The 25890-nt window shown below is 42.1% G+C and carries 29 protein-coding genes; 20 read left to right on the plus strand and 9 right to left on the minus strand.

The genetic code is table 11. The features are described from left to right. Positions 1–49: 49 nt before the first annotated feature. Both opcA and ACFFRD_RS31570 read left to right on the plus strand, forming a co-directional pair. Positions 50–1411 (plus strand): glucose-6-phosphate dehydrogenase assembly protein OpcA, encoded by a 1362-nt coding sequence (gene opcA, locus ACFFRD_RS31565; protein ID WP_392479726.1) that lies wholly within the window; start codon positions 50–52, stop codon positions 1409–1411. 405 nt (positions 1412–1816) lie between these two features. Next, on the plus strand, positions 1817–3058 hold the full coding sequence (locus ACFFRD_RS31570; RefSeq protein WP_392479728.1) for an S-layer homology domain-containing protein: 1242 nt from the start codon (positions 1817–1819) through the stop codon (positions 3056–3058). 75 nt (positions 3059–3133) lie between these two features. Here the strand turns inward: ACFFRD_RS31570 and ACFFRD_RS31575 are convergent, their stop codons facing one another. Beyond that, positions 3134–4474: an ATP-binding protein gene (locus ACFFRD_RS31575; RefSeq protein WP_392479730.1), complete on the minus strand. Its 1341-nt coding sequence runs from the start codon at positions 4472–4474 to the stop codon at positions 3134–3136. Positions 4475–4760: 286 nt separating this feature from the next. Between ACFFRD_RS31575 and ACFFRD_RS31580 the strand changes: the two genes are divergently transcribed. Beyond that, a complete protein-coding gene (locus ACFFRD_RS31580) occupies positions 4761–5078 on the plus strand; it encodes a DUF3155 domain-containing protein (protein WP_041566316.1) in 318 nt (105 codons plus the stop codon). 434 nt (positions 5079–5512) lie between these two features. On the opposite strand, the gene ACFFRD_RS31585 is transcribed toward ACFFRD_RS31580, so the two are convergent. Continuing rightward, positions 5513–6043: a cofactor assembly of complex C subunit B gene (locus ACFFRD_RS31585; RefSeq protein WP_012410376.1), complete on the minus strand. Its 531-nt coding sequence runs from the start codon at positions 6041–6043 to the stop codon at positions 5513–5515. A 52-nt stretch (positions 6044–6095) separates the two neighbouring features. Beyond that, complete coding sequence (locus ACFFRD_RS31590) at positions 6096–6443, minus strand: PadR family transcriptional regulator (protein WP_179074306.1); 348 nt, start codon at positions 6441–6443, stop codon at positions 6096–6098. A gap of 963 nt (positions 6444–7406) precedes the next feature. On the opposite strand from ACFFRD_RS31590, the gene ACFFRD_RS31595 reads away from it, so the two are divergent. The 6 genes from ACFFRD_RS31595 (at position 7407) to rpsN (ending at position 12434) form a co-directional block, all read left to right on the plus strand. Next, entirely contained in the window at positions 7407–7979 is a 573-nt protein-coding gene (locus ACFFRD_RS31595; RefSeq protein WP_012410378.1) for a DUF3611 family protein, read from the plus strand. Positions 7980–8343: 364 nt separating this feature from the next. Next, positions 8344–8661: a hypothetical protein gene (locus ACFFRD_RS31600; protein WP_392479733.1), complete on the plus strand. Its 318-nt coding sequence runs from the start codon at positions 8344–8346 to the stop codon at positions 8659–8661. A 196-nt stretch (positions 8662–8857) separates the two neighbouring features. Further along, positions 8858–10138, plus strand: coding sequence for a serine--tRNA ligase (serS, locus tag ACFFRD_RS31605; RefSeq protein WP_392479735.1), 1281 nt, complete (start codon positions 8858–8860; stop codon positions 10136–10138). A gap of 152 nt (positions 10139–10290) precedes the next feature. Beyond that, entirely contained in the window at positions 10291–11391 is a 1101-nt protein-coding gene (gene rseP / locus ACFFRD_RS31610) for an RIP metalloprotease RseP (protein ID WP_114081877.1), read from the plus strand. Further along, positions 11367–12056, plus strand: coding sequence for an endonuclease III (gene nth / locus ACFFRD_RS31615; protein ID WP_392479737.1), 690 nt, complete (start codon positions 11367–11369; stop codon positions 12054–12056). The genes rseP and nth overlap by 25 nt, the downstream gene beginning before the upstream one ends. Positions 12057–12131: 75 nt before the next feature. Further along, positions 12132–12434 carry a 30S ribosomal protein S14 gene (rpsN, locus tag ACFFRD_RS31620; protein WP_114081875.1) on the plus strand — a complete coding sequence of 101 codons (303 nt, stop codon included), beginning with the start codon at positions 12132–12134 and terminating at the stop codon, positions 12432–12434. A gap of 133 nt (positions 12435–12567) precedes the next feature. Here rpsN and ACFFRD_RS31625 read toward each other — a convergent pair whose 3' ends face one another. Continuing rightward, positions 12568–12897, minus strand: coding sequence for a hypothetical protein (locus ACFFRD_RS31625; protein ID WP_114081874.1), 330 nt, complete (start codon positions 12895–12897; stop codon positions 12568–12570). A gap of 102 nt (positions 12898–12999) precedes the next feature. On the opposite strand from ACFFRD_RS31625, the gene aat reads away from it, so the two are divergent. From aat to ACFFRD_RS31650, 5 genes are all read left to right on the plus strand, one after another. After that, positions 13000–13575: a leucyl/phenylalanyl-tRNA--protein transferase gene (aat, locus tag ACFFRD_RS31630; protein WP_179074301.1), complete on the plus strand. Its 576-nt coding sequence runs from the start codon at positions 13000–13002 to the stop codon at positions 13573–13575. Between the two features lie 329 nt (positions 13576–13904). Then, a complete protein-coding gene (locus ACFFRD_RS31635; protein ID WP_392479740.1) occupies positions 13905–14183 on the plus strand; it encodes a BrnA antitoxin family protein in 279 nt (92 codons plus the stop codon). Between the two features lie 200 nt (positions 14184–14383). Then, positions 14384–14632, plus strand: a complete 249-nt coding sequence (locus ACFFRD_RS31640) for a UPF0175 family protein (protein WP_392479742.1) — start codon at positions 14384–14386, stop codon at positions 14630–14632. Between the two features lie 113 nt (positions 14633–14745). Continuing rightward, entirely contained in the window at positions 14746–14970 is a 225-nt protein-coding gene (locus ACFFRD_RS31645; RefSeq protein WP_174712394.1) for a DUF433 domain-containing protein, read from the plus strand. Next, positions 14967–15305: a DUF5615 family PIN-like protein gene (locus ACFFRD_RS31650; RefSeq protein WP_392479744.1), complete on the plus strand. Its 339-nt coding sequence runs from the start codon at positions 14967–14969 to the stop codon at positions 15303–15305. Before ACFFRD_RS31645 ends, ACFFRD_RS31650 begins: the two co-directional genes overlap by 4 nt. A 39-nt stretch (positions 15306–15344) precedes the next feature. Here ACFFRD_RS31650 and ACFFRD_RS31655 read toward each other — a convergent pair whose 3' ends face one another. Both ACFFRD_RS31655 and ACFFRD_RS31660 read right to left on the minus strand, forming a co-directional pair. Next, positions 15345–16202, minus strand: a complete 858-nt coding sequence (locus ACFFRD_RS31655; protein ID WP_392479746.1) for a DUF3598 family protein — start codon at positions 16200–16202, stop codon at positions 15345–15347. 168 nt (positions 16203–16370) lie between these two features. After that, the gene (locus ACFFRD_RS31660; protein ID WP_392483214.1) at positions 16371–17273 is read right to left on the minus strand and encodes a cell division protein FtsX; all 903 of its coding nucleotides are present in this window, start codon (positions 17271–17273) and stop codon (positions 16371–16373) included. A gap of 137 nt (positions 17274–17410) precedes the next feature. Here ACFFRD_RS31660 and def point away from each other — a divergent pair, with 137 nt between their 5' ends. Further along, positions 17411–17974, plus strand: coding sequence for a peptide deformylase (gene def, locus ACFFRD_RS31665; protein WP_114081866.1), 564 nt, complete (start codon positions 17411–17413; stop codon positions 17972–17974). Positions 17975–17984: 10 nt separating this feature from the next. Then, positions 17985–18188: a hypothetical protein gene (locus ACFFRD_RS31670; protein WP_114081865.1), complete on the plus strand. Its 204-nt coding sequence runs from the start codon at positions 17985–17987 to the stop codon at positions 18186–18188. Positions 18189–18343: 155 nt separating this feature from the next. Here ACFFRD_RS31670 and ACFFRD_RS31675 read toward each other — a convergent pair whose 3' ends face one another. Then, a complete protein-coding gene (locus ACFFRD_RS31675; RefSeq protein WP_306297101.1) occupies positions 18344–18451 on the minus strand; it encodes a hypothetical protein in 108 nt (35 codons plus the stop codon). A gap of 546 nt (positions 18452–18997) precedes the next feature. Here ACFFRD_RS31675 and ACFFRD_RS31680 point away from each other — a divergent pair. Genes ACFFRD_RS31680 through ACFFRD_RS31690 form a run of 3 tightly spaced genes read left to right on the plus strand, consistent with a single transcriptional unit; the run spans position 18998 to position 22969 of the window. Beyond that, positions 18998–19828 carry a PD-(D/E)XK nuclease family protein gene (locus ACFFRD_RS31680; RefSeq protein ID WP_392479749.1) on the plus strand — a complete coding sequence of 277 codons (831 nt, stop codon included), beginning with the start codon at positions 18998–19000 and terminating at the stop codon, positions 19826–19828. Positions 19829–19882: 54 nt separating this feature from the next. Beyond that, on the plus strand, positions 19883–20524 hold the full coding sequence (locus ACFFRD_RS31685) for a GNAT family N-acetyltransferase (protein ID WP_163936474.1): 642 nt from the start codon (positions 19883–19885) through the stop codon (positions 20522–20524). A gap of 3 nt (positions 20525–20527) precedes the next feature. Beyond that, complete coding sequence (locus ACFFRD_RS31690) at positions 20528–22969, plus strand: DHH family phosphoesterase (protein WP_392479751.1); 2442 nt, start codon at positions 20528–20530, stop codon at positions 22967–22969. Between the two features lie 75 nt (positions 22970–23044). Here the strand turns inward: ACFFRD_RS31690 and ACFFRD_RS31695 are convergent, their stop codons facing one another. Together ACFFRD_RS31695 and ACFFRD_RS31700 are read right to left on the minus strand one after the other, a co-directional pair. Then, the gene (locus ACFFRD_RS31695) at positions 23045–23716 is read right to left on the minus strand and encodes a pentapeptide repeat-containing protein (RefSeq protein ID WP_163936468.1); all 672 of its coding nucleotides are present in this window, start codon (positions 23714–23716) and stop codon (positions 23045–23047) included. Between the two features lie 297 nt (positions 23717–24013). After that, a complete protein-coding gene (locus tag ACFFRD_RS31700; protein ID WP_392479754.1) occupies positions 24014–24688 on the minus strand; it encodes a cadmium resistance transporter in 675 nt (224 codons plus the stop codon). Between the two features lie 652 nt (positions 24689–25340). On the opposite strand from ACFFRD_RS31700, the gene ACFFRD_RS31705 reads away from it, so the two are divergent. Next, the gene (locus ACFFRD_RS31705; RefSeq protein WP_114081859.1) at positions 25341–25778 is read left to right on the plus strand and encodes a cyclic nucleotide-binding domain-containing protein; all 438 of its coding nucleotides are present in this window, start codon (positions 25341–25343) and stop codon (positions 25776–25778) included. Positions 25779–25890 lie beyond the last annotated feature (112 nt).

Raw genomic sequence — 25890 nt, forward strand, 5'->3', positions numbered from 1 at the left:
TGACAAATGACGAATGACGAATGACAAATGACAAAATCTAAAACTTCCTATGGCTCTCCAAACTTCTACAATTTTTTCACTCCAGGCACCAAAAGATATTTCGCTTAACGAAATAGATGCCGAACTCAATAAAATTTGGCAAAGCTATGGCATAACTGGGGAGGACGGTGAACTTCCCAGTGCTACTAGGGCAACAACATTTACTTTAGTAGTCTACGAACCAGAAGAAACTCAGTATTTGTTGGCTGCTTTAGGATTTTACAACGGCCCAATTGATGGGATTTTAGGGCCACAAATGGCAGCAGCATTACGGGAAGTGCAAAAGAAACATAAACTGCCAGAAACTGGAACAGCAACACAAGAAACTCTGACTGTATTACGAGAAGAATTCGCTAAAGGTCAGCGAGGTGGGACTGGAGGAGAACATGCTATTGCTGGATTAAATAGCGGTAGCCCCAGAATTGCTGATGAAATCGCTCTCCGCAACCCCTGCCGGATCATTGCCCTATTTCCTATTACTGGCGAAGATGAAGGAGTTAAGGCTCAAGTTTCTGCCTATTGCCCAATTCAAAAACAATCGTCAAGCACACTTATCTGCTGCGAATACATTACTCTGAGTGGAACTGCTGCTGCCTTAGAACGCATCGGTGGCATGATTCCAGCATTGTTGATTGGCGGTTTGCCAAAGTTTCTCTGGTGGAAGGCGACACCAGACCCTAACAACGGTCTATTCAAGCGCCTAGCAGCAATCTGCAATAATGTCATTGTTGATTCTTGCAACTTTAACGAGCCAGAAAGTGATTTACTCCGCCTAGAAGAGTTGGTAGAAGCTGGTGTACCTTTAGCGGATTTGAACTGGCGTCGCCTCGCATCATGGCAGGAATTGACAGCTGAAGCCTACGATTCGCCTAAGCGTCGTGCCGCCCTCAGAGAAATTGACCGCGTGACGATTGATTACGAAAAAGGCAATCCCGCCCAAGCTTTGCTGTTTTTGGGTTGGCTGGCAAGTCGATTGGAATGGCAACCAGTTTCTTATCAAAAGGAAAGCGGTGATTATGATATCACTCGCATCCATTTTATTTCTCAAGATCAGCGACAAGTAGAAGCGGAGTTAGCAGGGGTTCCCGTTGCGGATGTGGGCGATATTATTGGTGATTTGATTGCCTTGCGCCTCAGTTCCACAAATCCCCAGGCAGACTGTGGTACAGTTATCTGCTCGGAAACTGGTGGTTGTATGCGGATGGAAACACATGGTGGTGCCCAATCTGCCGGTCTGTTTCAACAGGTAACTTCACTTTCAGAACAAAAAGCCGAAGCATTACTGAGTCAGCAGGTGCAACGCTGGGGTCGTGAGTCCCTTTTTGAAGAAAGTCTGGGAGTGACAGCGAATATTTTCAAATTGGTGAATTAACTTAGACTTAACCCCCTGCCTGCTTCCTGACCTTGTGTATACACGGTAGGCTTTTTAAGCATAGAACCAGGTGAAAGTCCCCGTTTTTTAAGGTAATACAGTTCAGTTAAGGATTTTGGGCTTAACTGAACTGTATTGCTTTTTAAGGGAGATTTAGAGGCATCTAAAGCTTTTGATACCAATCAGAGAACTTTTAAAACATCCTCTAGTTGGTAAGAGGCTGATTACACTATTATCTATTGCTAGCTATGTTGCCAGGCTTTTTCTTAATTTGACTATCTAATTTGACTGTATGCCAAAAGTAATGGTTTTTACAAAAAACAGAAATTAAAGGGAACCTAATACTTTAGTAAATGTCTAATTAATTAACAGTAATAAAAATAATTGTACTGGAGTTAAAAATTAATGTTTACTTTTAATCGTTTGCAATCTGGAACAGCTGCACTCATGGCTTTGAGCGTCACAGTAGGCACTGTAGCTCCTTTGATTACAGCTTCTCCATCTTTAGCTCAAACCACTTTTTCTGATGTTTCATCTAATTATTGGGCGGCACAATTTATTCAACAATTGTCACAGCGTGGTGTAATTGCCGGATTTCCTGATGGTAGTTTCCGTCCTGAAGAAGCGGTGACACGCGCTCAATTTGCCGCTATGGTCAACAAAGCTTTTCAAAAAGCACAGCAACGATCGCCAATCAACTTTGCTGATGTGCCCAGCAATTATTGGGCATCAAGTGCCATTCAGCAAGCTTATACCATTGGTTTCTTATCTGGATATCCTGGTAATCGCTTTGAGCCGAACCAAGCTATTCCCCGCCAACAGGTTTTAGTTTCCCTCGCTAACGGTCTAGAATATAGTCCTAGTGGCAATACCGAAAGCACTCTGCAATACTTCAACGATGCCTCTAACATCGCTAGCTATGCCCGTAGCCCGATCGCAGCTGCAACTGAAAAGCAAATAGTTGTGAACTATCCTAATGTGAAGTTCCTCAATCCAACTGCAACCGCTACTCGCGCCCAAGTAGCAGCTTTTATCTACCAAGCATTGGTTAGTTCTAACCAAGCCTCAGCAATTAACTCGCCTTATGTTGTGGCTGTCGGGTCTACTACCCCAACGCCTGTATCAGTCACAATTCCTCAAGGGACTGCTATCCCTGTGAAGTATGACAAGGCAGAAAAGATTCTGGTTACAAAGGATGAAACTGCGCCTTTGACGTTGACAGTATCCCAAAACGTAGTAACACAAGACGGATCTGTAGTGATTCCGGCTGGTAGTCAAGTAATTGGTCAACTCAAACCTGCTACAGGCGGTTCTCAATTCGTTGCTGAGAAACTGGTTTTGACCAATGGTCAGGAGTATCAGCTTAACGCTAGCTCTGAAGTGATCACCAAAACTGAAACCGTCAAGAAGGGTACTAGTATTGGTTCAATTATCAAAAATACTGTATTGGGTGCAGGTGCGGCAACTGCGGTATCTGCTGTAACTGGCGATCGCGCGATCGCCACAGAAGAAGTTTTGGGTGGCGCTGGTATCGGTGCATTGGTTGGTCTGTTCTTCGGTAAGAATAGCGTTGACTTAATCGCCATTGACCCAGATACCGATTTACAAATGACCATCAATCAAAACTTGTTGGTTTCACTCAGATAGTCATTAGTCATTAGTCATTAGTCATTGGTCATTAGTCATTAGTCATTGGTTTTTACAAAGGACGAATGACAAATTCTAAACTTTCGGCAACCAAATAATAAAAGTAGTCCCCGGCGCATTGGGTGAAGTTAGCTTAGAGTTGATTGCAGGGCTGAAAACCTCGATTTTGCCCTGCATTTGCTCTATTAATTGTTTAGCGATCGCTAACCCTAAACCTGTGCCAGGGATTTCTGTTTGCGCTTGTACACCCCGATAATGCCGTTCTCCAAGATGTTCTAAATCTTCGGGGGGAATGCCAGGCCCGTTGTCACTGATCGCAATTCCCTGAAAATTAGCTTTTTCTTGCCCCGCCTGAATCAAAATTTTGCCACCAGTGGGAGTATATTTCAAAGCATTATCGATGATGTTAGTTAAAACTTCTCGTAATGCTTTGATGTTGGCACGTACTAGGGGTGAATTATGTTTAATTTCAGTTATTAGTTTTAGCTTTCGCTCTTGGGCGATCGCTTTGGCTGATATTAATAATGGTTCTAATATATCTGCTAACGAGCAGTCAACTGTTTTATCTCCTGTTCCCGGCAATAATAGCGGCGGTTTAGCGTCTTTTTGGATAGTTGCTTCCACAAACACTTCATGTTCGGGTAGATGTAGTGGTGCTAAATCTGTCTCTGTCAAGTCAATTACTTGATCGAATTGTTGTAGCAATTCTTGGAGGCGATCGCTTTCTCGCACAATACTATTGGCCACATCCCGATTGCTATCTCCTGGGCGCAGCCGCTTCAATAGCAGTTTCCCAAAAGTCCGCAATGCCGTTAATGGGTTACGAAACTGATGCAACAGGTTATCTAGCAAATCTCGCTGTTTTTCTTGGAGAATTTGTTGCTCACGCAACTGCTCCTCAAACCATGCCCGGCGTTGATCTAAAATACAAGCGATCGCTAATGTCTGGGCTATCTGTTGAATTTGACTTTCCTCATGTTCATTCCATGCCCGGTCTTGCCTACCCGTCACCAATAACCCCATCATCACACCCTCATAAACTAGAGGTAAAACAATTTGGTTGCCACTAAAGAGGTATTCCTCTTTTAAATGGGGTTGAGATGCCTCAGACTGCTGTGATGAGGTTGGAGATTCCGATTCTGCTGTCAATAACCTTCTGCGATCGTTGGGTAATATAAACACATTTCCAACTTGAAGTTGCTTGTGTACTGTCGCCTCAGCAGTCTCTTCCCCTGGCGGTAATAATGCTGTTTCTGGATAAATTACCACAGGAATCAGTTTGGCTTCACCAGAAGGAGTCTCTACCAATTCTTGTGTCAGGTACACAATACTTAAAGTTGCTCCCAGCCCTTGGGTTAGCAGCGCTATTTGCTCTCGACACAGAGCAATAAAATCGGAACTGGCAGACATTAACATTTTTTAGCTCTTGCTCAAGATTACAGATTTTAAGGCATGATGATAAGAGAGGATACTTAATTTTTACCTCACCCATTCAATAAAGCTTAACTAAAATCTTCTTAGTGATGGTTTGTACCAAGGAATTATTTTCTTAGGTAACTTTGTTTTATCTATTTTCAAAGATGTTAATTTTCTTGCATGAAAAGGTTAAAAACTATTGATATTTTGAACTAGAACTTATATAATGACGACGGATTTTGTAGCTAACACTACAATCTATAGCTTGAAAGAGGAGGACAATAGGTTGGCAAGGAGACGCAAAAGGAAAAGTCGCCGTCGTCAAGAAGGACGGCGGATTTTGGAACACGTGCCTCAATATAGCATCGAAAGTGGCGAAGAAAAACCTGTGACAGCAGCGAGAAGATTCATTCAAGCTGAAGGGATTTTGCCACCTGCGTTGCTACTCGTAAAGCGAAATGAACACACAACAGATCGTTATTTCTGGGCAGAAAAGGGACTGTTTGGTGCTCAATACGTAGAGGAAAACCATTTCTTGTTTCCAAGCTTGAGGGTATTAGAACCTTCGCCTGGTCAAGAACCTCTTGCTTTAGCTAGCCGGTGAACCATAGTTGGTCATCTTACACATTGAGTGTGGCTCCTGACTATTCATTAACTGGCAAAATAGCTAAGTTTATGCAAAATTTAATTTTTTTTTAGTTTGGAGCTGATTTGCCAGTAAGGCTAGTCCAGGTAGTTGGAAAATAAACTAGTCTCAAAGCACGCTAGATTGCATGGGTTGATACTAGTGTCATGATATAGAAGGGAGTGGGTATAGAGCCAAGCGCCTCCAAAAGCGCTAGTGAAGTTGCGCTCTTATACCGTGAATTGTTAACCAAGCTCTGTCAACGAATTTAAGTTAATTAATTTAAATTTCTCCCCACGACTTATATCGTGGGGAAAATGACAAAGCAGAAGTCTTGATTTCCTCCTTTTTACTTTTCATTGCTTAAAGATTAGATCAGGTCAGAAGTCTGCATATCATAAAAAAATCAACAATTATTCGCCAGCCTTGAGCTGTAGAGTTCTCTGTAACTCACTGAGTTCATCTCGATGGGCAACTACAGTGATCTTACTTGAGGAGGTTTGTTCGCTCTGAGTTGTTTCTACTTTGAGTGACACCTTCTCAAGTCTTCCAGATTTTTTCCAATAAAACAGACCACTTAAAGGCGACAGCAGTACCATAGCCAAAACAATGGGACTGAGGTTAGGAAAAAGCAGGTATACGACTAGTGAGAGACAAACAATCCCAGTCGCTGCCAGCAGAGTTAAAAATATAGCTAAAAACCAACTGGGGCGAACATTCCCTTCAAAAGTCACTTTGTTTTGTTCTCGGTCTACCTCTGCTACTTGGTAAGACCGGGAGCGAAAATACTCTTTTAATTGAGACATTAAAGCAGCTTCGTCTTGCTCAGATACCAGTTGCACTGTTTGTATGCGGTCTTTAGTCGAGGCACGAATAAAGAAAAACAGCCCAACTGATAACAACAAGGTTAGCAGGAACGTAGATGGCAGAATAGCAGTATCCATAACTGATTGTTATTGTTTGACTGGAGGAGACTTATTCATTATCAATTATTCGTTACTTTGTCCTCCTATTGATGTAGTTAAGCCATTGCAAAGCTAAATCCTGCGCTTGAACTTGCCATTCTGGAGAAACTTGGTACATCCGCCTAGGTCGTCCTCGTCCTTCCAGTTTCTTCCAATATCCAGTGATTGCCTTTTCGTCTTCCAGAAATTTGATTGCACTATAAAGCACAGTATCAGAAAGCCTATAGGTTGGATATTTAGTTTCTAATTGCTCAATCAACTCGGTTCCGTAGGATTCACCTTGTAATAAAACAGACAGTATGTAACAAACTGCTACTTCCTGACAAAGGTAAGTTGGCGGAGGATTTTCAAAGAATTGATATATATCCTCAAGTTTCATGGTTAGTGAATGGCTAAAAAAATGCCTTATGGTAAGGTCTATAATCCTTGTAGTCAGTATACCGTGCTACTGCAAGTGAGTAATATATATAATGCTACTTAGACTAGATATCCATTGCGTAAATACCAAACGATTACCCACGCTTGTGAAGTCGTGGTAAGAGTTGTGAGTCTTAGGGACATAAAGAAATGTACCCGAACCCAAGTTTGATATGGTGTGGTGAGGATCTAACAGAGAGTAGCAAATTCACTTAGTACCTTATGTACTAAGTCTGATCAGATTAGGGCAAATGCCAAGCCCCAGCTTTTAGGCGTGAGGTTTCTGACTTTCTTGGTGTTAAGTAATGCCAAGGTAGTTAGAAATGCTTAAGCAATAAAATGCCATCGAAGAAATTTTACAGGTAAAATGCAATTTTGTCTGTAAAACTTAATAAACACTTTGTTTTACAGTGATTTTCCCAATGCAAATCATAAGAATTTAAGCTATGGGATATATGTGGTTTAAAGCTGCTACGGCGGTGGACACACTTAAGTAGTACGCATTACTGATTGGCTGGATAAGAGAATCTCTTGTCGCATTTGGTAAATGTGATAGTAAATTTATCAAAGAAGACGCAAAGACTAGAGCATCGATTCAGTAATCAAAAACCTAATCCCCAGCCTCCTTGACTAAAAGATAAGAGGTTGGAGAGACATGATTCGTTACTGATAGGACTTACGCAAAACTAGTTGCTGTAGGGACAATTTTTGAATTGCCCTACTTGAAAATCCTTCTTTTCGGCCATTATTTACGTAAGTCCTGACTGAATTGGTGTTCTCGGAGAGATAGAGACGTAGAGTGCAATACCTCTCACAGTTCTCCGTGTTCTCCGAACTTTTGAGCTAAGGCTTCCTTAGATTAAACTTTTGTCTTTGTGTCTTTGTGTCCTTTGAAAGTGCCCGGCACATTGGCAATCTTCTATATATGTCACAGACTCCCGATGCTCCATCATCTTCTCTGCGGGCAATTGCCCAAACCTTTCGCCTTACAGGTTGGATTAGCTTCTGGATTCAGCTAGTACTAGGCGTTGTTTCTAGCATAATTGTGTTGCTGTTCGCCATCTTTAATCAAAGAACTGGTAGTCCTAGTAATAATCCTGGGACTGGCTTTGGCGTATTTTTAGCAATTTGTGGACTGGTTGTTTTAGGTGGAGGTATTTATTTAGCTTATCGTTACACCAGAATTGGTAAACAATTGGAATCCTCCAATCCCAGCAACCGCCCTCGCAAAAGTGAGACTGTGCAAGTATTACGCTTAGGGCTGTGGGTAAATTTAGGCGGAACACTGGTGACTCTTTTAGGCGCGCAAGCGATCGTTGGTACACTGGTAGCAAGATCCATATCTCCTCAAGCTATAACTACACAATTTTTTGACCCTACCCGTATTATTAGCGGTCTAGATATGCTTGTTGTACAGGCAAATACCAACACTGTATCAGCACATTTTGCGGGGCTTATAGCGTCACTTTGGCTACTCAATCGTATTAACCGACCCTAGTTATAAGTTCTATTAGCGGTAGCGGGGCGGGCGTTTCGCCTATGCTGAGTTTTCAAGAGTCAAAAGAAAATTATCATACTTTTCCGAAACGGGCAAAACTGCGTGTGAAGACAACTACATAATCCTTGAAAAAACATCCTGATAGTACAGCATTGCGTAAATGAACTATCCATTTCAAATTAATGAAACGCTTGCAGTATAGGAATTACCAATTACCTTAGCGAGTCGAGAGAGCGTTACACTACGCATAGCAATATCACCGTAGGGGTACGGGTGTCATTAAGAATTCCGCCAAGCTGTACTAACAAGTGATGTCAAAACTAGAACAGGGATGATGTATACCTTTTTTATAAGTTTGAACACTATGAAAAATCAACCAGCCCATAAATTTAATCAAGACGTATGGAGATTTGGGGTACAGGTTTTCTTTAGTAGCATCGTATTGGGACTGTGCATTTTCAAGCTTGGCTCGCCAGGGGACGATAAGAATGTTGCTCTGTACTGGGGTGGTTTATCAAGTGTGCTTGCATACTGGTTGCCTTCACCTGGACAAGTTAGAGACGATAAGGAAGCACAGAGTATCACTCAAAGGACGTTTGCAGCTGCTGATAACAATAATGGTAATGGTCAAAGTCTTGCCCAGGTTACTGAAACAAGAGTGACTCAAGATACGAGTTCATGATTGGTTAAATGCAATATATGGTTTCTTAGCCCTGGCACTAATGCTAGGGAAAAATCTTGATTCAGAGATTGAGACTGAATTTTTGCAATAAACTTTGTTTTTCCAGTCACAGCAAACCAAAATTACTATATGCTAAATGCTTAATGTGTTAACTGTATTGACAGGAAGATTTTAGGCTAGAAACTGAGAAAAATCTGTGCTGGATATTAAGCAAATACGGGAAAATCCGCAATTAGTTCAAGAACGATTGAATAGTCGTAGTGGTAAATACGACATTGAACCGATTTTACAGTTAGATCGGCAACAACGAGAACTAGAGGGGACACGCAGTCAACTCCAAGCTCGGAGCAACGAAATCGGTAAAATTGTCGGGCAGAAGATTAAATCTGGGGTTAATTCTCAAGACCCAGAAATTCAAGCTTTGCGGGATGAAGGTAACTCTGTCAAAGCGACGTTGAGCCAACTGGAACCCCAGGAAAAAGACCTCAAAGCTCAAATTACTCAACTTGTGTTGGCGCTTCCCAACTTACCAAGCGACTCTACACCCCTTGGGAAGAATGAGGAAGATAACGTAGAAGTGCGGCGTTGGGGTGATGAGTATATTCCCCAAAATCCAAATATTCTCCCTCACTGGGAAATTGGTGAAAAGCTGGGTATTCTCAATGTTGAACGGGCTGTAAAAGTTGCCCAAAGTCGCTTTGTGACATTGATGGGCGCTGGTGCGGCATTAGAAAGGGCATTAATTCAATTTATGCTGACTCTCCATACTCAAGCTGGGTATGTGGAAGTTAGTCCGCCTCTGTTAGTGAATACCGAGTCTTTGACGGCGACTGGTCAGTTACCCAAGTTTGCGGAAGAAAGCTTTAAATGCGCGGATGATGATTTATGGCTGATTCCGACGGCGGAAGTTCCAGTTACAAATCTCTACCGGGGTGAAATTCTCGCTGCTGAAGATTTGCCTATTTACCACTGCGCTTTTACTCCCTGTTTTCGCCGCGAAGCTGGTAGCTATGGGCGCGATATGCGGGGATTAATTCGCCTGCATCAGTTCAACAAGGTAGAAATGGTGAAATTTGTTGAACCAAGTACCTCTTTTGATGAACTGGAGAAATTGGTGGGGAATGCAGAAGCGATTTTACAGGCGTTGCAGTTGCCTTATCGAGTAGTAAATTTAAGTACTGGGGATTTGGGATTTGCCTCTACCAAAACTTATGATTTAGAGGTTTGGTTGCCCTCTTCTGGCAAATACCGCGAAATTTCTAGCTGTTCTAATACTATAGATTTCCAAGCAAGACGGGCTGATATTCGCTTCAAAGAGGCGGGGAAAAAAGGAACTCAGTTCGTACATACCCTCAATGGTTCGGGTTTGGCTGTGGGAAGGACTATGGCAGCAATTTTGGAGAATTATCAACAACCTGATGGGACAGTGAAGATACCAGAATCGCTGCAACCTTACTTAGGGCGTGAAGTTTTATAATTTGTCATTAGTCATTTGTCCTTTGTTATTTACCAATGACCAATGACTAATGACTAATGACCAATGACCAATGACCAATGACTAATACCCAATACCCAATGCCCAATTAGAATGGAGATAACTATAACTTAATATTTTCTCTAATTTACTCTATGTCAGTTTTAGCAGCGATCGCAGTCTTGGCTGTTTTGATCTTGGTACACGAGTTGGGACATTTTGTTGCAGCACGTTCTCAAGGCATTCTCGTTAACCGTTTTTCTTTGGGTTTTGGCCCAGTTCTTTTGAAGTATCAAGGTTCACAAACCGAATATGCTGTCCGCGCTTTTCCCTTGGGCGGCTTTGTGGGCTTTCCCGATGATGACCCCGATAGCGATATTCCACCCAATGACCCGAATCTGCTGCGTAACCGTCCAGTTTTAGACCGGGCGATTGTCATCAGTGCTGGAGTGATTGCAAATTTAATATTTGCCTATTTGGTGCTGGTTCTGCAATTGGGTATCGTTGGTATTCCCAAAGAATTAAACTATCAAGCTGGTGTTATTGTCCAGCCTGTTAATCAAGAATCTGTTGCCTATCAAGCAGGAATTCGGGAAGGAGATATTATTCTGGCTGTTAACGGTCAAGAACTCCCGGCTTCTGACAAATCAACTCCTTTGCTGACTAAAGAAATTCAAACTCATCCCAATCAGCAAATCGAACTGAAAATTCAGCGTGAAAACCAACAACAAACCCTGAAATTAACGCCAAAACTGGGAGCCGATGGCAAAGGTGTAGTTGGTGTGGCACTTAGTCCCAATGCTACAGCAGTTTATCGTCGTCCAAATAGTCCTTTTGAAATTTTTGGTCTTGCTGCTAACAGGTTTCAACAATTATTTGTTGGGACACTGAGCGGTTTTGGGCAGTTGATTACCAACTTTCAACAAACTGCTGGACAAGTTTCTGGGCCAGTTAATATTGTCAAAATAGGTGCAAAATTAGCTGAGGATAATAGCGTAAATCTGTTGTCTTTTGCGGCAATTATCAGTATTAACCTGGCTATTATCAATATTTTGCCTTTGCCAGCCTTGGATGGCGGACAACTGGCTTTTCTGCTGATTGAAGGTTTACGCGGTAAGCCTGTACCGTCCCGGATTCAAGAAGGTGTAATGCAAACTGGCTTGGTGTTACTCTTAGGGTTAGGAATTTTTCTGATCGTCAAAGAAACTACCCAATTAACTAGCCAATTGGAGTGGGTACAAAAATTATTCCAGTGATTACTACCCGCAAATCGTTATCTAAAAAGAAACGATCGCTAGAAATTTTAGCTCGTCTGAAGCGTCTTTATCCAGATGCGACTTGCTCTTTGAACTACTCAACACCAGTACAATTGCTGGTGGCAACGATTCTCTCAGCTCAATGTACTGATGAGCGAGTGAATAAGGTGACACCAGCTTTATTTGGTAAGTTTCCTGATGCTGAGAGTTTAGCGATCGCTGACTTAGCAGAATTAGAAAGCTTGGTGCGTTCTACAGGGTTTTATCGCAATAAAGCTAAAAACATTCAAGCCGCTTGTCGGATGATTGTTACTGAATTTGATTCTGTTGTGCCGAACCAAATGGAGCAATTATTAAAGCTTCCTGGTGTGGCGCGGAAGACAGCAAATGTCGTTCTGGGTCATGGTTATGGTATTAATGCTGGCGTGACGGTAGATACTCACGTCAAGCGCCTGTGCCAACGTTTGGGTTTAACTGAAGCAAAAGACCCCGTTCGGATTGAGCAAGATTTAATGGGTTTATTGCCTCAGCCGGATTGGGAAAATTGGTCAATTCGGTTGATTTATCACGGTCGTGCTATTTGTAAAGCCCGCTCTCCCGTTTGTGTTGCGTGTGAGCTTGCTGATTTATGCCCTGTAGCGAATAAGCCAGTGGTTGTAGGGTAAGCGACACAAGTAACCCCAGAATTGATGGAGAGACTGTAGAATGGAGAACGGTGTCTTTAAATAAGTTAGAGAATAATGGCTAAAAAGAGCATGATTGAGCGCGAGAAAAAGCGCACCAGGTTGATAGAAAAGTATGCTGACAAGCGGGAAGCCCTTTTGGATGAGTTCAGAAGCGCAGCATCTCCTTTGGATAAGCTAGAAATCCACCGGAAGATTCAACAACTACCCCGGAATAGTGCGCCCACCCGCCACCGCAACCGTTGCTGGTTGACTGGTCGTTCTAGAGGAGTTTACCGCGATTTTGGACTCTCTCGGAACGTGCTACGAGAATGGGCGCATGAAGGTCTTTTACCTGGAGTTGTTAAGTCTAGCTGGTAGTTAAGAGTCATTAGTCATTAGTGAGCCAGCGCGGTCTTGGGGGTTTCCCCCATGAGTGACTGGCGAACCCGTAAGGGTCATTAGTCATTGGTAAAGAACAAATGACAAAGGACAAATGACAAATGACAAAATATTATTGACCACAACACTTATCAATTCCCAGACTTTCTAAGAGTAGATCGCTGACGGCGTTGGCGATCGCAAACTCTCCATAAAAGCTATTGGAAAAATCATAGGACTGCATCTCTGTGACAATGGCAATTACCAGAGAACCAAGGTCATTTTCTCCTTCCATCCGTTGACGCACAAAAATCTGTGCGGCTCGTTGGGCAATATTTTGGTTTACTGCTTCGGGGATAAATTCTGTATCTAGCCACCGTTGTAAACGCTCTTTTAACCATTCACCTTCGAGCAGTGGGTTTTCAGGTGGTGGTAGGGTGATAGGTGGAATTGGTTGAGTCATCTTTTTTAAACGCAGAGGGACGCGGAGGGAAACGCAGAGTAACGCTGAGGTTGACTGATAACATCAAATTGCGTTTCTCTAGTGTTTTTTTATTATTTATTTATGCAATATGATATCGCCGCTATTGTTGAGGGCTATGCACAAGGCTATTTTCTCATGGCTGATGAACGCGATCGCCTGAGTTGGTACGGAAGTCGCGATCGAACTTTTATTCCTTTGGATGAACGGTTTCGTTACCCCAAGTCTTTGCAGCGCGTTTTGAATCAAGAACGGTTTACTGTGGCAATTAATCGGGACTTCCAAGCTGTAGTCGCTGGGTGTGCTGACAGAGAGACAACTTGGATTTCACCGGAATTGGAAAAGATTTACTGGCTACTTTACCAAAGTGGTTATGCTTTTAGTTTTGAAACTTGGCAGGGTGACGAATTAGCTGGGGGAATTTTGGGAATTGTGATTGGTGGGGCTTTCATTGGCGAGTCGATGTTTTACCGTATTCCTGAAGGCTCTAAGGTAGCGATGGTTAAATTGGTGGAAAGATTGCGTCAGAGGAAATTTGTATTTTTTGATGCCCAAATGATGAATCCGCATTTGGAGAGGTTTGGCGCTTATCGGGTTGAGGATGAAGAATATCAAGTTTTACTCAAGCAAGCGTTGCAACATCGATGTTTATTGGTATAACATTTAACAGCATTTAATTGAAAAGCTTATAGGAAGTGCAATAAGCGATAATAGACTTAACTGTTTATGTATTGTTCATTAAGCCTTCATGCAGTTTGAGTGGGACTAAACGAAGAATTTTGAAAATATTCGTAAACATCGAATTGATTTTGCAGATGTCCCTGGAATGTTTGACAATTCCATGCTGATTGAGCTTGATGAGCGTTTTGATTATGGCGAAGATCGCTGAATCGGAATCGGCTTTTTAGGCAACGGTGTAGCAGTTGTCATTTGGACAGAACGACAGAACAACATAGTCCGCATTATCTCAGCACGAAGGGCAAACCGATATGAACGTCAACGACTTGAACAATACCTCACGTACTGATTGGGCTGCATTAGAGGCGATGACGGATGAAGACATTGATTACTCAGACATCCCACCGTTGAGCGATGAGTTTTTTGAAAATGCCACGCTAAGGATTCCGGCAACGCGAGCCAGTGAATTGATTCAGTTAGATCCAGAAGTGATAACGTGGTTTCGTGAACAAGGTACAGAGTACAAAACACTGATTAACTCAGTTTTGCGCCGTTACATTGAAAACAATGGCGATCAGGGTGCAGGCTAACAATTACTTTACAGCGAACGGTCTACCACTTATTTTTAAAATATAAGGTTGGGTAGAGGGATGGCGTTACCCAACAGATTTTTCCACTCACAATCTTAAACACTTCCACGATGAAAAGTGCGATCGCAGTCTAACAAACCTACTGCACCTGAAGTTTCTTAAGCTACCCTAAAGATAATAGTCGCAAAACTAGCCTTCCTATGAGTCTTGTAATCTCAGACGAAATTCTACAAGCATCTCAGCTTACCCAAAGTGAGTTTTGTCAAGAAATTGCGCTGTCCCTATTTCAGACAGGACGGTTAACGATAGGCTACGCCAGTCAGCTAGCGGATATGCAACCCAATACTTTTCGCCAACTCCTCAAGCAGCGAAATATCCCTCTCTACTCCTACAACGTTGAGGACTTTGAATTGGATTTGAAAAACCTGCGAGACCTTGGAAGGCTGTGATTGTTATCAGCGATACGTCGGCAATCACAAATTTGGCAGCAATTCAACACTTGCAACTAAGAAGCGCCTATTTTAAATATACTGGGTTAAAGACTATCTCCGAGTGAAACCCTATGTCAGACTTACTTGGAAGAATTACAGTTAATCCCAAACAGTGTGGTGGTCGTCCCTGTATCCGGGGCATGAGAATTCGGGTATCAGATGTACTCGACTTGTTTGCTGCTGGACTGAGTGCCGAACAAATCCTAGAAGAAATGCCCGATCTGGAAGCGGATGATCTTAAAGCAGCACTTGTGTATGCTTCACGTAAGCTCAATCATCCCGTTTTGGTTGCATGACGATCTGGATAGATGCACATCTGTCACCTGCAATTGCAACTTGGATCACCATCACATTCGGTATAACCGCATTAGCCTTGCGTGATGTTGGGCTAAGAGATGCCGAAGATGCTGAGATTTTCGAGGCAGCAAGAGCTACAGGAGTCATTCTCATGACCAAAGACAGTGACTTTGCTGATTTAGTTGATCGTTTTGGAACACCGCCACAAGTTATCTGGTTGACGTGTGGCAATACTTCAAATGACCGATTGAAAGAGATTCTGAATTCAACATTGCCAGAAGCATTAGAGCTTTTGCGATCTGGTGAAGCGTTAGTTGAAATCAGAGGAGATTAACGGTGCAGGCTAACCAAAGCGATCGCACTCACAAATCCCTTACACCCTCTCTTCAGTAACTAATGTCAGACTAACCCATTCACCTTTCTCGTTATAGCTGCGAATCATCCTCTGACGCAGATTTGACTGGATTAACCAACCCGCTTCCAGAAATAAGGGTTGACGTAATTGTACCTTGAGGGGAGAAGTTGCAGAAGCGCCATCAGGTAACAATAATACTTGTACTTGTTTTTCTGGATCTTGGTCAAAGAGAACGATGGAACCTTTGATAGTAGCAGTTGAGGTAATTGTGCGTAGACGCGTTGGCGTAGCCTCTCGTAGAGAAGCGGCTTGTCGTGAGACATCGCCAAAAGAAATACTTTGAATTAATCGCCCAGCATCATCAAGTTGTATTTTCAAAGTTGTAGAGTAAATATCAGGCGAACGCAAATCTCGATAGATTGTCACAGCTTGTCCTCGCCATTCTCCTAACAAGTCATGTATCTGCAAAGGGGGACGTTCTGATGTTAGGGTTCCAGCTAGATGTTCTCGAATGAGAGTTAGTCCATTTAGATGACCATTTTTATCAAACAGTTGCACCAAACGCAAGCGGCGATTTTCATGAACAAAAGCGAGTTCTGCACCAAATTCGGAAAATGGCCCTAGCTGAATTAAACCTTCAGAAAATGAACCACTTTCAAAAAATAGTAGACCCCCTTCCACAGACCTAAATTCTCTGATTAGATCATCCTTTCCCGAACGGCTCAGAGTTAGGCGTACTGTCTGGTTATTGTTCAAACCTTCTAGGCAAAGACGGCTAGAAGTATCGTTCAAAAGCGTACCTTGGGGAGAAAAATTGGTAAATGAACCTTCCCATACACCAAGATTTTGCAGAAAACATTCCCATTGCGATTTCATAAAGATTTGTCCTTTGTCATTTGTGATTGGTTATTTGATATGTAGGATTAATTTCATATTCGTTCAATCCCAAACTTCAGTTGTTCTTTTAAAATTTTGAAAGTTTTAAGTTAAAAAGTCGAAGTTCCGAGTTCAAATGACAAAGGACAAATGACCAATGACTAACAACTATCCTTTAGCAAAACTTCGGACTGCAAATAAGCTCCCCATTAATCCTACAACTGCACCGAAACTCAAGAGAATCAAGGGTAATAGTAAAACTTGGGCTGGAGTGAGTTGCACACCATTGCTGATCACTTGAATAAATTCAGGTTGATTAGCTAGCAATTTACCAAGAAACTGTTGAATCACAGAGATGAAACTCCAAGCGATCGCACCACCAACTAAACCAAAAGCAATTCCTTGTAAAATAAACGGCAGGTAAATCCAAGCTGAGGTTGCTCCCACTAGTTGCATAATTTCAATTTCTTGCCGTCGCGCCATGACAATCAACCGAATTGTGGTTGTAGTCACTGCGATCGCTGTTAGGGTCAGAATAATTGTAATTGTTAAAGTAATCCAGTTCAGACCCCGGTGCAACTGGGCAATGCGTTTAACTGCTTCATCGATATACTCCACCGTCTCAACTCCCGGTAACTTAGCCAGTTGCGTTGCTAAAGTTGGTACAACTTGAGAATTACGCGCTTTCACCTTCATCTCGTCAACTAAAGGATTCTCACCTAGCTGCTGCGTAGCACCCTCAATATCAGAAATTCTCATTTCCTTAACTAACTTAGTCCAAGCTTGCTCTTTGGTAATGGTTTGCATCGCCGTAACCTCTGGCATTTTTGCGATCAGTGGCTCAATGTTTTCGGCCCGTGCATCCGGTTCAAGATAAACTGATACTTCTAGCTGACTACCGAACTGATAGAGTAGTTTTTCGACTTGCCAAGAGGTTTGCAAACTCAAACCAAATAAAAACAGTAACACTGTCACAGTACTTACAGCTGCCCAATTCATCCAACCTCCCCGCAGTAAACCGAGGAAAGTTTCTTTAAGCAGATAGTCTAGTTTCGTAAAAGACTTAAACATAATTCGTAATTCGTAATTCGTAATTAATAATTCCCAATTCCCCATTCCCAATTCCCAATTCCCAATTCCCCACTCCCCATTCCCCAACTTGATAGAATGAAAATAGTAAGAATTTTCACCACTAGCCATTGAGACTCATGCCTTCTGAAATTGCTGTAGAGAAAAAAAAGTTAAAAAATCCACCTTTGGAGCTTCATTATTTAGGCGATCGCGTGCTGCGTCAAGCTGCAAAGCGGGTTTCTAAAGTAGATGACGAACTTCGCCGGATGGTGCGGGAAATGCTGCAAACTATGTACAGCAAAGATGGCATTGGTTTGGCTGCCCCCCAAGTGGGAATTCACAAACAACTAATTGTCATCGACCTGGAACCAGAGAACGCAGCTAATCCGCCTTTGGTGTTAATTAACCCCACCATTAAACAAGTCAGCCGCGACATCTCTGTTGCCGAAGAAGGATGCTTAAGCATTCCTAACGTATATCTAGACGTAAAGCGTCCTGAAGTCGTGGAGATAGCCTATAAAGACGAATATGGTCGTCCTCGAACATTAAAGGCTAATGCCCTTTTAGGACGCTGCATTCAGCACGAGATGGATCACCTCAACGGTGTGGTATTTGTAGACCGTGTAGAAAACTCCTTGACTTTAGCCCAGGAGCTATCTAAAAATGGCTTCTCGTATCAAGCGGTGAAACCAATAGCATAGGGGGCTAGTAGTGTATTTAACTCCAAAAAGCGGTTTATTTCTGGGTGGTTCTTGTGTAAGTGCGATCGCAGCTGTTGGTTCAATTTTTGAACTCAGTTACGGACAACCAGATTTGGGTTTCCAAGTCACGGCGATTATCCTCGCATTGAGCATTCCACTCACCGGATTCTTTTTCTTTGCCGCAGTGAAGGACGCAAGGGCTAACATGAAATAAGCATCAGGTACATAAAAAAGGTAAAAGGATGAAGGAAAAGGCAAAATTCATTCTTTTACCTTTTATTTTTTCGATTTTTCTACGGCTCCCAAGGCTTTGAGAGTTTCTATCTGTGCCGATGTTAATTCTGTCACCCCGGTGATATTCATTTTTTCTTAGCCTTTTGGCGATGTGTACGACGGGCTACGCCTACGTAGTGTTTTTAGACACTCACCTATCAATACATCCCAAACTTTAATTGTCTCATCTTGGCTACCACAAATTAGGGTTTGACCATCGGGACTGAAGGCAACTGATTTAGGACTTACGCAAAACTACACACGGTAGGGACAATTCATGAATTGCCCCTAATTGAGAATCAGGGTTTTAACTATTGTTTGCGTAAGTCCTATGATTTATACCGAACCGTTATGTCCAGGTACAAGTAAATAGCTTACAAGTAGCCTAATATCCCCGGTAGTAATTTTGTGATAAACCTGTTCAATTAATCGGTCAGTCATCTATTTCATCATCACAGACTGGAGGGAGAAAAGTGCAGTTCTTTGTTCAATTAGCGATCGCTTCAAGTACTTCCCTTTTGGGCAAGGGACGCACAATATCATCTAGCAATTCTTCTAGGGAAACTAACTCGCGCTTGATTGCTTGGCTCCATCAAGTCCCAAGAAAAAACGAGACATTCTAATCACCAAGATGAGGCAGATGATGAAGAGTTGAAATAACAGATATGAGAACTATAGCAGTTATTGTTTGGGTGTCAACTTAGAACTAGGGCGGAGGTCATTCGCCCTTTTAACTTCTAAAATAGAAGAATGCTATTAACTCCTACTCAACTACTGCGACTGTCTCAAGGACAACTCAACTTACTAGAAGCTTGTCCGCGTAAATTTCAACATACCTATTTAGAAAAACTCAATTCGCCCTCAAATCCAGAACAAGAAGAACGGCAAACTTTGGGTAGTCGTTTTCACTTGCTAATGCAGCAGCGAGAAATGGGTTTGCCAATTGATAGTTTCCTGCAAGCAGATGCTAAACTGCAAAGCTGGATGCTAGGTTTTGCTGATGCCGCACCTGAAATTTTAACGGCTGCATCTGATAATCAAACTTTCCGTGAAAGTGAACACTACCGCACCCTGCAAGTTCAGAATTATTTGCTGACGGTTGTCTATGATTTATTGATTGCAGATAACCAACAAGCGCAAATTCTCGACTGGAAAACTTATCCTAAACCACCCAATAAACGCGAGTTAGAGTCCAACTGGCAAACACGGCTTTATCTCTATGTATTGGCAGAAACTAGCGATTATTCGCCAGAAAATATTTCCATGACTTACTGGTTTGTCCAATCTGAGGGTAAGCCGCAAAATATTAAATTTAATTACAATACTGTTCAACACACAAAAATAGCAAAGAAACTTAATCAACTGTTAAGCCAGTTAACTAATTGGTTGAAAGATTACCAAAATAATCAGCAGTTTCCTCAAGTGGCGGAGGGTAGCAAAACTTGTGATTATTGTCAGTTTGCCAAACGGTGCGATGCCTACGGCGGTAAACAACGCACACAAGTTTCTGAAGAAGCAGTGAAAGACTCATTGCCCAATTTTGACAGTATTCAAGAAGTCTCACTCAACCCCATACATTAGGAGGATGTTTGTCCAGTTCAATAGGGATATAAAAAAATCACAACTTCTAAATTTATGTCAACTTTTGACGAAACTGAAGCCATTTATGTCCGCGAATTAGGAATTGATGACATTGCTCCCGTTTACCACTTGGGAGAAGGGTTATTTACCAGCGATTTATATCCTTATTTATACCGCACATGGGATGAATGGGAGGTGATTGGACTTTACAACACCGATCCTGAATATTGTCTTGTGGCCGAAACAGACGGAGAATTAGCCGGATTCATTTTGGGAACTATCATCACCAAAGCATCCTGGACTTATGGATATATTTTATGGTTGGGAGTTAGTCCGAAGTATCAGCGTCGGGGAGTAGCAGATAAGTTGGTTGATAAAGTCGTCGCCCGGATGATTGAAGATGGGGCGCGGTTTATGCTGGTAGATACCGATCCCACCAATACTTCAGCCTTAAAGTTTTTTAACCGCAAGGGTTTTGGTAATACTCGCCAGCATATTTTCTTGTCGATGAATTTAAGCAAGCATGAATATTATGGCAGATTAATTGATTACGAACACCAAAAAGCTGAAAGAGCAGGTTACAAGCGATCGCGTCCGGCAATTCGTGCCCGTAAAGCTGAGAGCGTCGCTAATGAAGTAATTCTTAATCCCCTAGCAGGTGAATCTCAAACAACTGAGGATCAATCCCCGATTTAAACAATGCCAGAACAACAGCAGTGGACTATAATAGCAACCGAACAACCCCCGGAAGGGTTCATCCAAGCGGTGAAACAGCATACACCCCTATCAAGTGGAATATATGCAGCACAATTGTTGTGGCAACGGGGAATTCAAGATCATCAACAATTAACAGCTTTTATTAACTATAAAGCTTATCAACCAGCAAGTCCCTTTGAGTTTGGGCAAGAAATGGACTTAGCGATCGCACGGTTGCAACAAGCATATAACGCCAAAGAAAAAATTGCTATTTGGGGAGACTTTGATGCTGATGGAATTACCGCTACATCTGTACTTTGGGATGGATTAGGGCAATTTTTCCAACAAAATACTCAGTTAATTTTCTATATTCCCAATCGCCTGAAAGAATCTCACGGTCTCAATAATCAAGGGATTGATAACTTAGCAAAACAAGGTTGTAAATTAATTGTTACTTGCGATACTGGCAGCACAAATATTGAGGAAATTATCTACGCTAAACAGCTAGGTATAGATGTAATAGTTACAGACCATCATACTTTACCAACTGAGCGCCCACCTGTTTCAGCAATTATCAATCCTCGCTATTTCTCAAGGGAACATCAGCTATTTAATCTTTCTGGGGTAGCTGTAGCTTATAAGTTAGTCGAAGCGTTATATCAAAGTCTGCCTAATGTTGCCAAACATCCGTTAAAAGATTTATTAGATTTAGTAGCAGTAGGATTAATTGCCGACTTAGTACAGTTAAGTGGAGATTGTCGTTATTTGGCGCAGTTGGGAATTCAACGACTACAAGAAGATTTTAAACAGCCACCAGCAGCGCGTCGTCGTCCGGGAGTGGGGCGATTATTAGAATTGTGCCAGAAAAGTGGCGATCGCCCCACAGATATTTCCTTTGGTTTGGGCCCAAGAATTAACGCCGTTAGCCGCATCCAAGGTGATGCCAGTTTTTGCGTTGAATTATTAACCAGTCGAGATGTCAAACGTTGTAACGAATTAGCCGAAGTTACAGAACTCGCAAACACCAGACGCAAATCTTTGCAAAAAGATGTACAAGCGCAAGTAGCACAAAAACTTACTCAATTAGACTTATCAACCACTAGCGTCATCGTCCTAGAAGATGCCCAATGGCCTGCGGGTGTATTGGGTTTAGTTGCTGGACAAGTAGCACAAGAAACAGGTCGCCCCACAATTTTGTTAAGTACAGAAGTAGCAGGAGAGCAGGGGAGCAGGGGAGCAGGGGGAGAAATTACTTCTTTATCTAACTCAGAACTCAGCACTCAGCACTCAGCACTCGTATTAGCCCGTGGTTCCGCCCGTTCGGTGAATTCTGTAGATTTATACCAACTGGTGAAAGACCAAGCACATTTGTTACATCGCTTTGGCGGACATCCCTTTGCAGCCGGGTTGAGTTTGTTAGTAGAGAATATTCCTTTATTTACAGCAGCGATTAATCAGCAGTTGCGGCAATCTTTAGGTAGTACAACCCTAACGCCAACCGTGCAAGCAGACTTGACGGTGACAGTTGCAGACTTGGGAAAAGAGTTATTTTTAGAACTGAAAGTGCTAGAACCTTGTGGAATGGGTAATCCTGTTCCGAAGTTGCTAATTCAAAACTGTTGGTTTGAAAATGCTTGGCATCGCAATCAGCAGGATTGGCAAGGGAAAAAGGTACAGTACATTAAAACTGAGTTTGATATTCGGGATGATTCCGGCAGAAGTGCTTTTCCTGGCTTATGGTGGGGGCACTACAAAGATGAGTTGCCTATAGGAAGGTGTGATTGCATAGCTGAATTAGACTACAACACCTTTAAAAAACGTTATGAAATCAGATTAATTGCCGTGCGTCCCAGTGTTAACTCAGCACTTAACACTCAACACTCACCACTCATCTTAGACTTACGGAATCGGGAACACTCACAGGCTACGGCAAACACAATTCAAGACTTAGCGTTGATTCTTGAAGATTGTCCCACGAGTTGGGATAATTTACGCCTATGGTTGCGGCGATGTCTAGCAATAAGCCGCTCCGCATCTACGCTTTCCAATCAACAACAATTAGCGATCGCTTGGTCTAAACCCAACCACCAACCACCAAATCAAATTTGGCTGACTCTTGTTGGAATTGCCAAATATCTCAGTCGCACAAATCAACCAGTTACGCGCGTCCAACTTTTAGAGAAAATTGGCATCAGTGATCAAACTTTACTTGTAGGAATTAAAGCTTTAAAACATTTAGGATTCACAGTCAAACGACAAGACAATTATTTACAAATTACTTGGCATCCGAGTGATAGAGCAGAAAACCTTGCTGATGAAGCAGTGGCACGATTTTTAGCTGCTGTCCGAGAAGAACAATTTCAGCAACAGTATTTTGCTGACGTGCCTTTATCTACTATTGTGGCGATCGCAAATTCCGACAATTATATGAGTACAAATCTTTAAAAATAAAAGCCTGTATTCATTACTGAATCAGGCTTTTGAGGGTTTTTATTAAATTTACTCAGAACTTCAGTTTAATTACTGAACAGTGAATCCTTCAGGTCTGATAGCACCTTCCAAATCAACCCCCATCAGGTTAACCCCCTGGATGTTTGCATTTGTGAGATTTGTCTTTTCCAAGTCTGCGCCCTGTAGGTTAGCCATTTGCAGATTTGCTCCCAACAGGTTGGCTTTTTCTAAGTCTGCATCAAATAGGTTTGCTCCTAACAGGTTTGCTCCCAAAAGGTTTACCTTACCTAAATCTGCTCCTTGAAAGTTTGCCCCTTTTAAGTTTGTTTGCTGTAGGTTAGCCCTTTCTAAGTCTGCATTTTGTAAGTTAGCACCCTCCAAATTTGCCGCTTGCAGGTTTGCATCCTTAAGCATTGCTCCAGTTAGGTTGCATCCGACACATTCATTGGTTTGTAATAAATGTCTAACATTTGTTGCTACAGACACAACTGGAGGTATAACTGGGGAAGTTACAGATTCCATTGGCGATGTAACCGGAGGTATGACTGGAGCTAGTTCAGACTCCATTGGCGATGTAACCGGAGATGTGACTGGAGCTAATTCAGACTCAGTAGGTATGGATGTTGTTAATGTTTGAGCTTTAACTGCTTGCTGGTCAAGGAGCGAAAATCCTGCTACAAGTACCAGAAATACTACTGTTACTATCCACCGAGTTAATTTTTTAGAATTTGATTGATTCATGAGTTCCTTTCTGTGATTATTCGTAGTAGTGGGTTTGCTTTTATAAGAGCCATCAATAATGTGCTTTATTCTCACTTTAGATAAATTGATTGATAACATCAAATATTATTTTGATTGTAATTGATAAATTTAAGTGATTAAAAAATCTTTGTGGATGGGAAACGATCAGGTGATTAGTTTGGTTGTGTTAGGGAATAGCACCCATCTCCGTAGGCGTAGCCCGCATTTCAACAAAGCTCAGTGACCATCGTAGAAATCGCATTCCCAAGTAACAAGTTTTCAGTTCGGGTGTAATTCCTAATTAGAAAGCATTGCCAGACTAGGTAACAGTCGATATGATTCACTCTTAATTAAGATAGAGAGTCCCAGATAAATTAAGACAAATGGGAAGACTTTTCGGCCGAAGCGGGTTAAAACGGGGGTCATCAGAGGATTACGAGTCAGGTTGTAAGAGAGTAAACACCACGCCCCAACAGTGAAATAGCAAACACACAGAATTACACCCAAACTTGGAAGATTGCTACTAGCAAACAACGGTACATAGATCCCAATGTTGTTTCCTCCATTGGCAATGGTGACAGCCGAAACGCGGTAGGTTTGAGGATCGCGGATGGTTGCTAATAATGATTTATTCTGGCGTTCAGATTTGACAGGGGAGTTTAACTCAACCGACACAGCTTGCACTGTCTCTCCTTCCTCTTCTCGACTGATGAAATTACTGATCCCAATGGCGATAGGAAGCAAACCTAGTAATCCAATCCAGGTGCTAGGAATAATCAGACCGCCGAAGAAACCAGGGAGACTAGCGCACACTAAAGTAGTAAATCCCAGAAATTCACCGATAATAATATGCTTAGGACGAAAGCTGCGATTGACTTTTCCAAAAAAAGCTGTCAAATATAAATTGTCGTCAAAGGTAGTTGCAAAAGCGACAGATATCCCAATAAATAATGTACTAATTAGCCAACTCATAATTGTTGCTCACGATATTCAATGCTGTTTGTTCTAGTCTTTCTCTGCTCTTCGCTGTGAGGGCAGATAAGGAGATTTTGTGACTGTTTTACCTAACGACAACCGATTGAGGTTCGCTAGTCATCAGCCAGTTTCTCGGTTTTTAGAAGCGATTGCCTCTAATCAAATTGGTGATTTTTTCCTCAGCAAGGTACCTTGGGAGCTCATGAAGTCAATATTATGGCTTGCAACCATATAAGAGCAAATACTCTTGTTTTTTAAAACGATAAATAAAGGTGATTGATAAACAGTCTGTTTTATAGGTGTTGCTTTAGCGGGGCTGGCAAGGTTTTTAACAAAACTACTTTCCGCTCGACTGGCAGTTGGTTAAGCTTCATACTGAGTTACTATCTGAGAAGTTTAAGAGCGTAGTTTACCGCCGTAGGCATCGCTCCTATTGAACAAGAGGCAAGGTAGCAGGACTCAGACTCATGTTCCCCCCTTCGTTTCACGGCAGGATGAAGAAGTCATTTCCCCCTGCCTCCTCTATCAAAGACAGACTAAAGTTTGAGATATTCTTGGCGGCTAGCGTTAAACATCGGTTAATATGACTAATTGCGCTCTGCCTTCAGGTTTAAAATTTACAGTAATGTTTTATGTTTAACTTGTAATTATGCTAACCAGTGTTGACCGTTTATTATTTGTCCGGCGAGTCCCGATTTTTAAGGAATTGCGGGATGATTTTATTGTGCGGCTCACTTCAGTGATGAACGAACTGTCATTTCCAGCTAATTACACCATCTTTCGCCAAGGAGAAGAAGGGCGATCGCTTTATATTGTCGTGTCTGGTCGGGTTAAGGTTCACATCGGCAATAAAATGCTTGCAGAGGTGGAACAGGGAAAATATTTTGGTGAGATGGCAGTATTTGATACTCAACCTCGTTCTGCTACTGCAACAACTTTGGAACCTTGCGAATTTTTGGAACTGACGCAAGAGCAATTGTATGATGCGATCGAAGAAACTCCTGAAATTGCGGTGAATATCATTCGTGAGTTATCCCGTCTGATTCGTAAGTTAAATGACGATATGAATTTATCGAACTCACGTTGAATTAAACCCAAAATCTCCTACCACAGTCAATTCACTCCGTCGAACTCACGTTAAATAGGCTTAAAATCCTTACTAATGACCAATGACAGCCTTAGCCAGTTAGCTTTAATTG

The organism is Nostoc sp. C110 (genome assembly GCF_043099725.1).
In the GTDB taxonomy this organism is placed as follows: Bacteria; Cyanobacteriota; Cyanobacteriia; order Cyanobacteriales; family Nostocaceae; genus Nostoc; species Nostoc muscorum_A.

Bases quoted from the DNA above. Each gene is read 5' to 3' on its own strand.
- ACFFRD_RS31625 (WP_114081874.1), bottom strand. From the start codon at position 12,897: ATGACTCAACCAATTCCACCTATCACCCTACCACCACCTGAAAACCCA.
- aat (WP_179074301.1), top strand. From the start codon at position 13,000: ATGCAATATGATATCGCCGCTATTGTTGAGGGCTATGCACAAGGCTAT.
- ACFFRD_RS31655 (WP_392479746.1), bottom strand. From the start codon at position 16,202: ATGAAATCGCAATGGGAATGTTTTCTGCAAAATCTTGGTGTATGGGAA.
- ACFFRD_RS31600 (WP_392479733.1), top strand. From the start codon at position 8,344: ATGAAAAATCAACCAGCCCATAAATTTAATCAAGACGTATGGAGATTT.
- ACFFRD_RS31650 (WP_392479744.1), top strand. From the start codon at position 14,967: ATGACGATCTGGATAGATGCACATCTGTCACCTGCAATTGCAACTTGG.
- ACFFRD_RS31575 (WP_392479730.1), bottom strand. From the start codon at position 4,474: ATGTTAATGTCTGCCAGTTCCGATTTTATTGCTCTGTGTCGAGAGCAA.
- def (WP_114081866.1), top strand. From the start codon at position 17,411: ATGCCTTCTGAAATTGCTGTAGAGAAAAAAAAGTTAAAAAATCCACCT.
- ACFFRD_RS31695 (WP_163936468.1), bottom strand. From the start codon at position 23,716: ATGAATCAATCAAATTCTAAAAAATTAACTCGGTGGATAGTAACAGTA.
- ACFFRD_RS31640 (WP_392479742.1), top strand. From the start codon at position 14,384: ATGAGTCTTGTAATCTCAGACGAAATTCTACAAGCATCTCAGCTTACC.
- ACFFRD_RS31635 (WP_392479740.1), top strand. From the start codon at position 13,905: ATGAACGTCAACGACTTGAACAATACCTCACGTACTGATTGGGCTGCA.
- ACFFRD_RS31585 (WP_012410376.1), bottom strand. From the start codon at position 6,043: ATGGATACTGCTATTCTGCCATCTACGTTCCTGCTAACCTTGTTGTTA.
- ACFFRD_RS31690 (WP_392479751.1), top strand. From the start codon at position 20,528: ATGCCAGAACAACAGCAGTGGACTATAATAGCAACCGAACAACCCCCG.
- ACFFRD_RS31685 (WP_163936474.1), top strand. From the start codon at position 19,883: ATGTCAACTTTTGACGAAACTGAAGCCATTTATGTCCGCGAATTAGGA.
- ACFFRD_RS31660 (WP_392483214.1), bottom strand. From the start codon at position 17,273: ATGTTTAAGTCTTTTACGAAACTAGACTATCTGCTTAAAGAAACTTTC.
- ACFFRD_RS31590 (WP_179074306.1), bottom strand. From the start codon at position 6,443: ATGAAACTTGAGGATATATATCAATTCTTTGAAAATCCTCCGCCAACT.
- opcA (WP_392479726.1), top strand. From the start codon at position 50: ATGGCTCTCCAAACTTCTACAATTTTTTCACTCCAGGCACCAAAAGAT.
- rpsN (WP_114081875.1), top strand. From the start codon at position 12,132: ATGGCTAAAAAGAGCATGATTGAGCGCGAGAAAAAGCGCACCAGGTTG.
- ACFFRD_RS31680 (WP_392479749.1), top strand. From the start codon at position 18,998: ATGCTATTAACTCCTACTCAACTACTGCGACTGTCTCAAGGACAACTC.
- ACFFRD_RS31570 (WP_392479728.1), top strand. From the start codon at position 1,817: ATGTTTACTTTTAATCGTTTGCAATCTGGAACAGCTGCACTCATGGCT.
- ACFFRD_RS31700 (WP_392479754.1), bottom strand. From the start codon at position 24,688: ATGAGTTGGCTAATTAGTACATTATTTATTGGGATATCTGTCGCTTTT.
- ACFFRD_RS31705 (WP_114081859.1), top strand. From the start codon at position 25,341: ATGCTAACCAGTGTTGACCGTTTATTATTTGTCCGGCGAGTCCCGATT.
- ACFFRD_RS31595 (WP_012410378.1), top strand. From the start codon at position 7,407: ATGTCACAGACTCCCGATGCTCCATCATCTTCTCTGCGGGCAATTGCC.
- rseP (WP_114081877.1), top strand. From the start codon at position 10,291: ATGTCAGTTTTAGCAGCGATCGCAGTCTTGGCTGTTTTGATCTTGGTA.
- ACFFRD_RS31645 (WP_174712394.1), top strand. From the start codon at position 14,746: ATGTCAGACTTACTTGGAAGAATTACAGTTAATCCCAAACAGTGTGGT.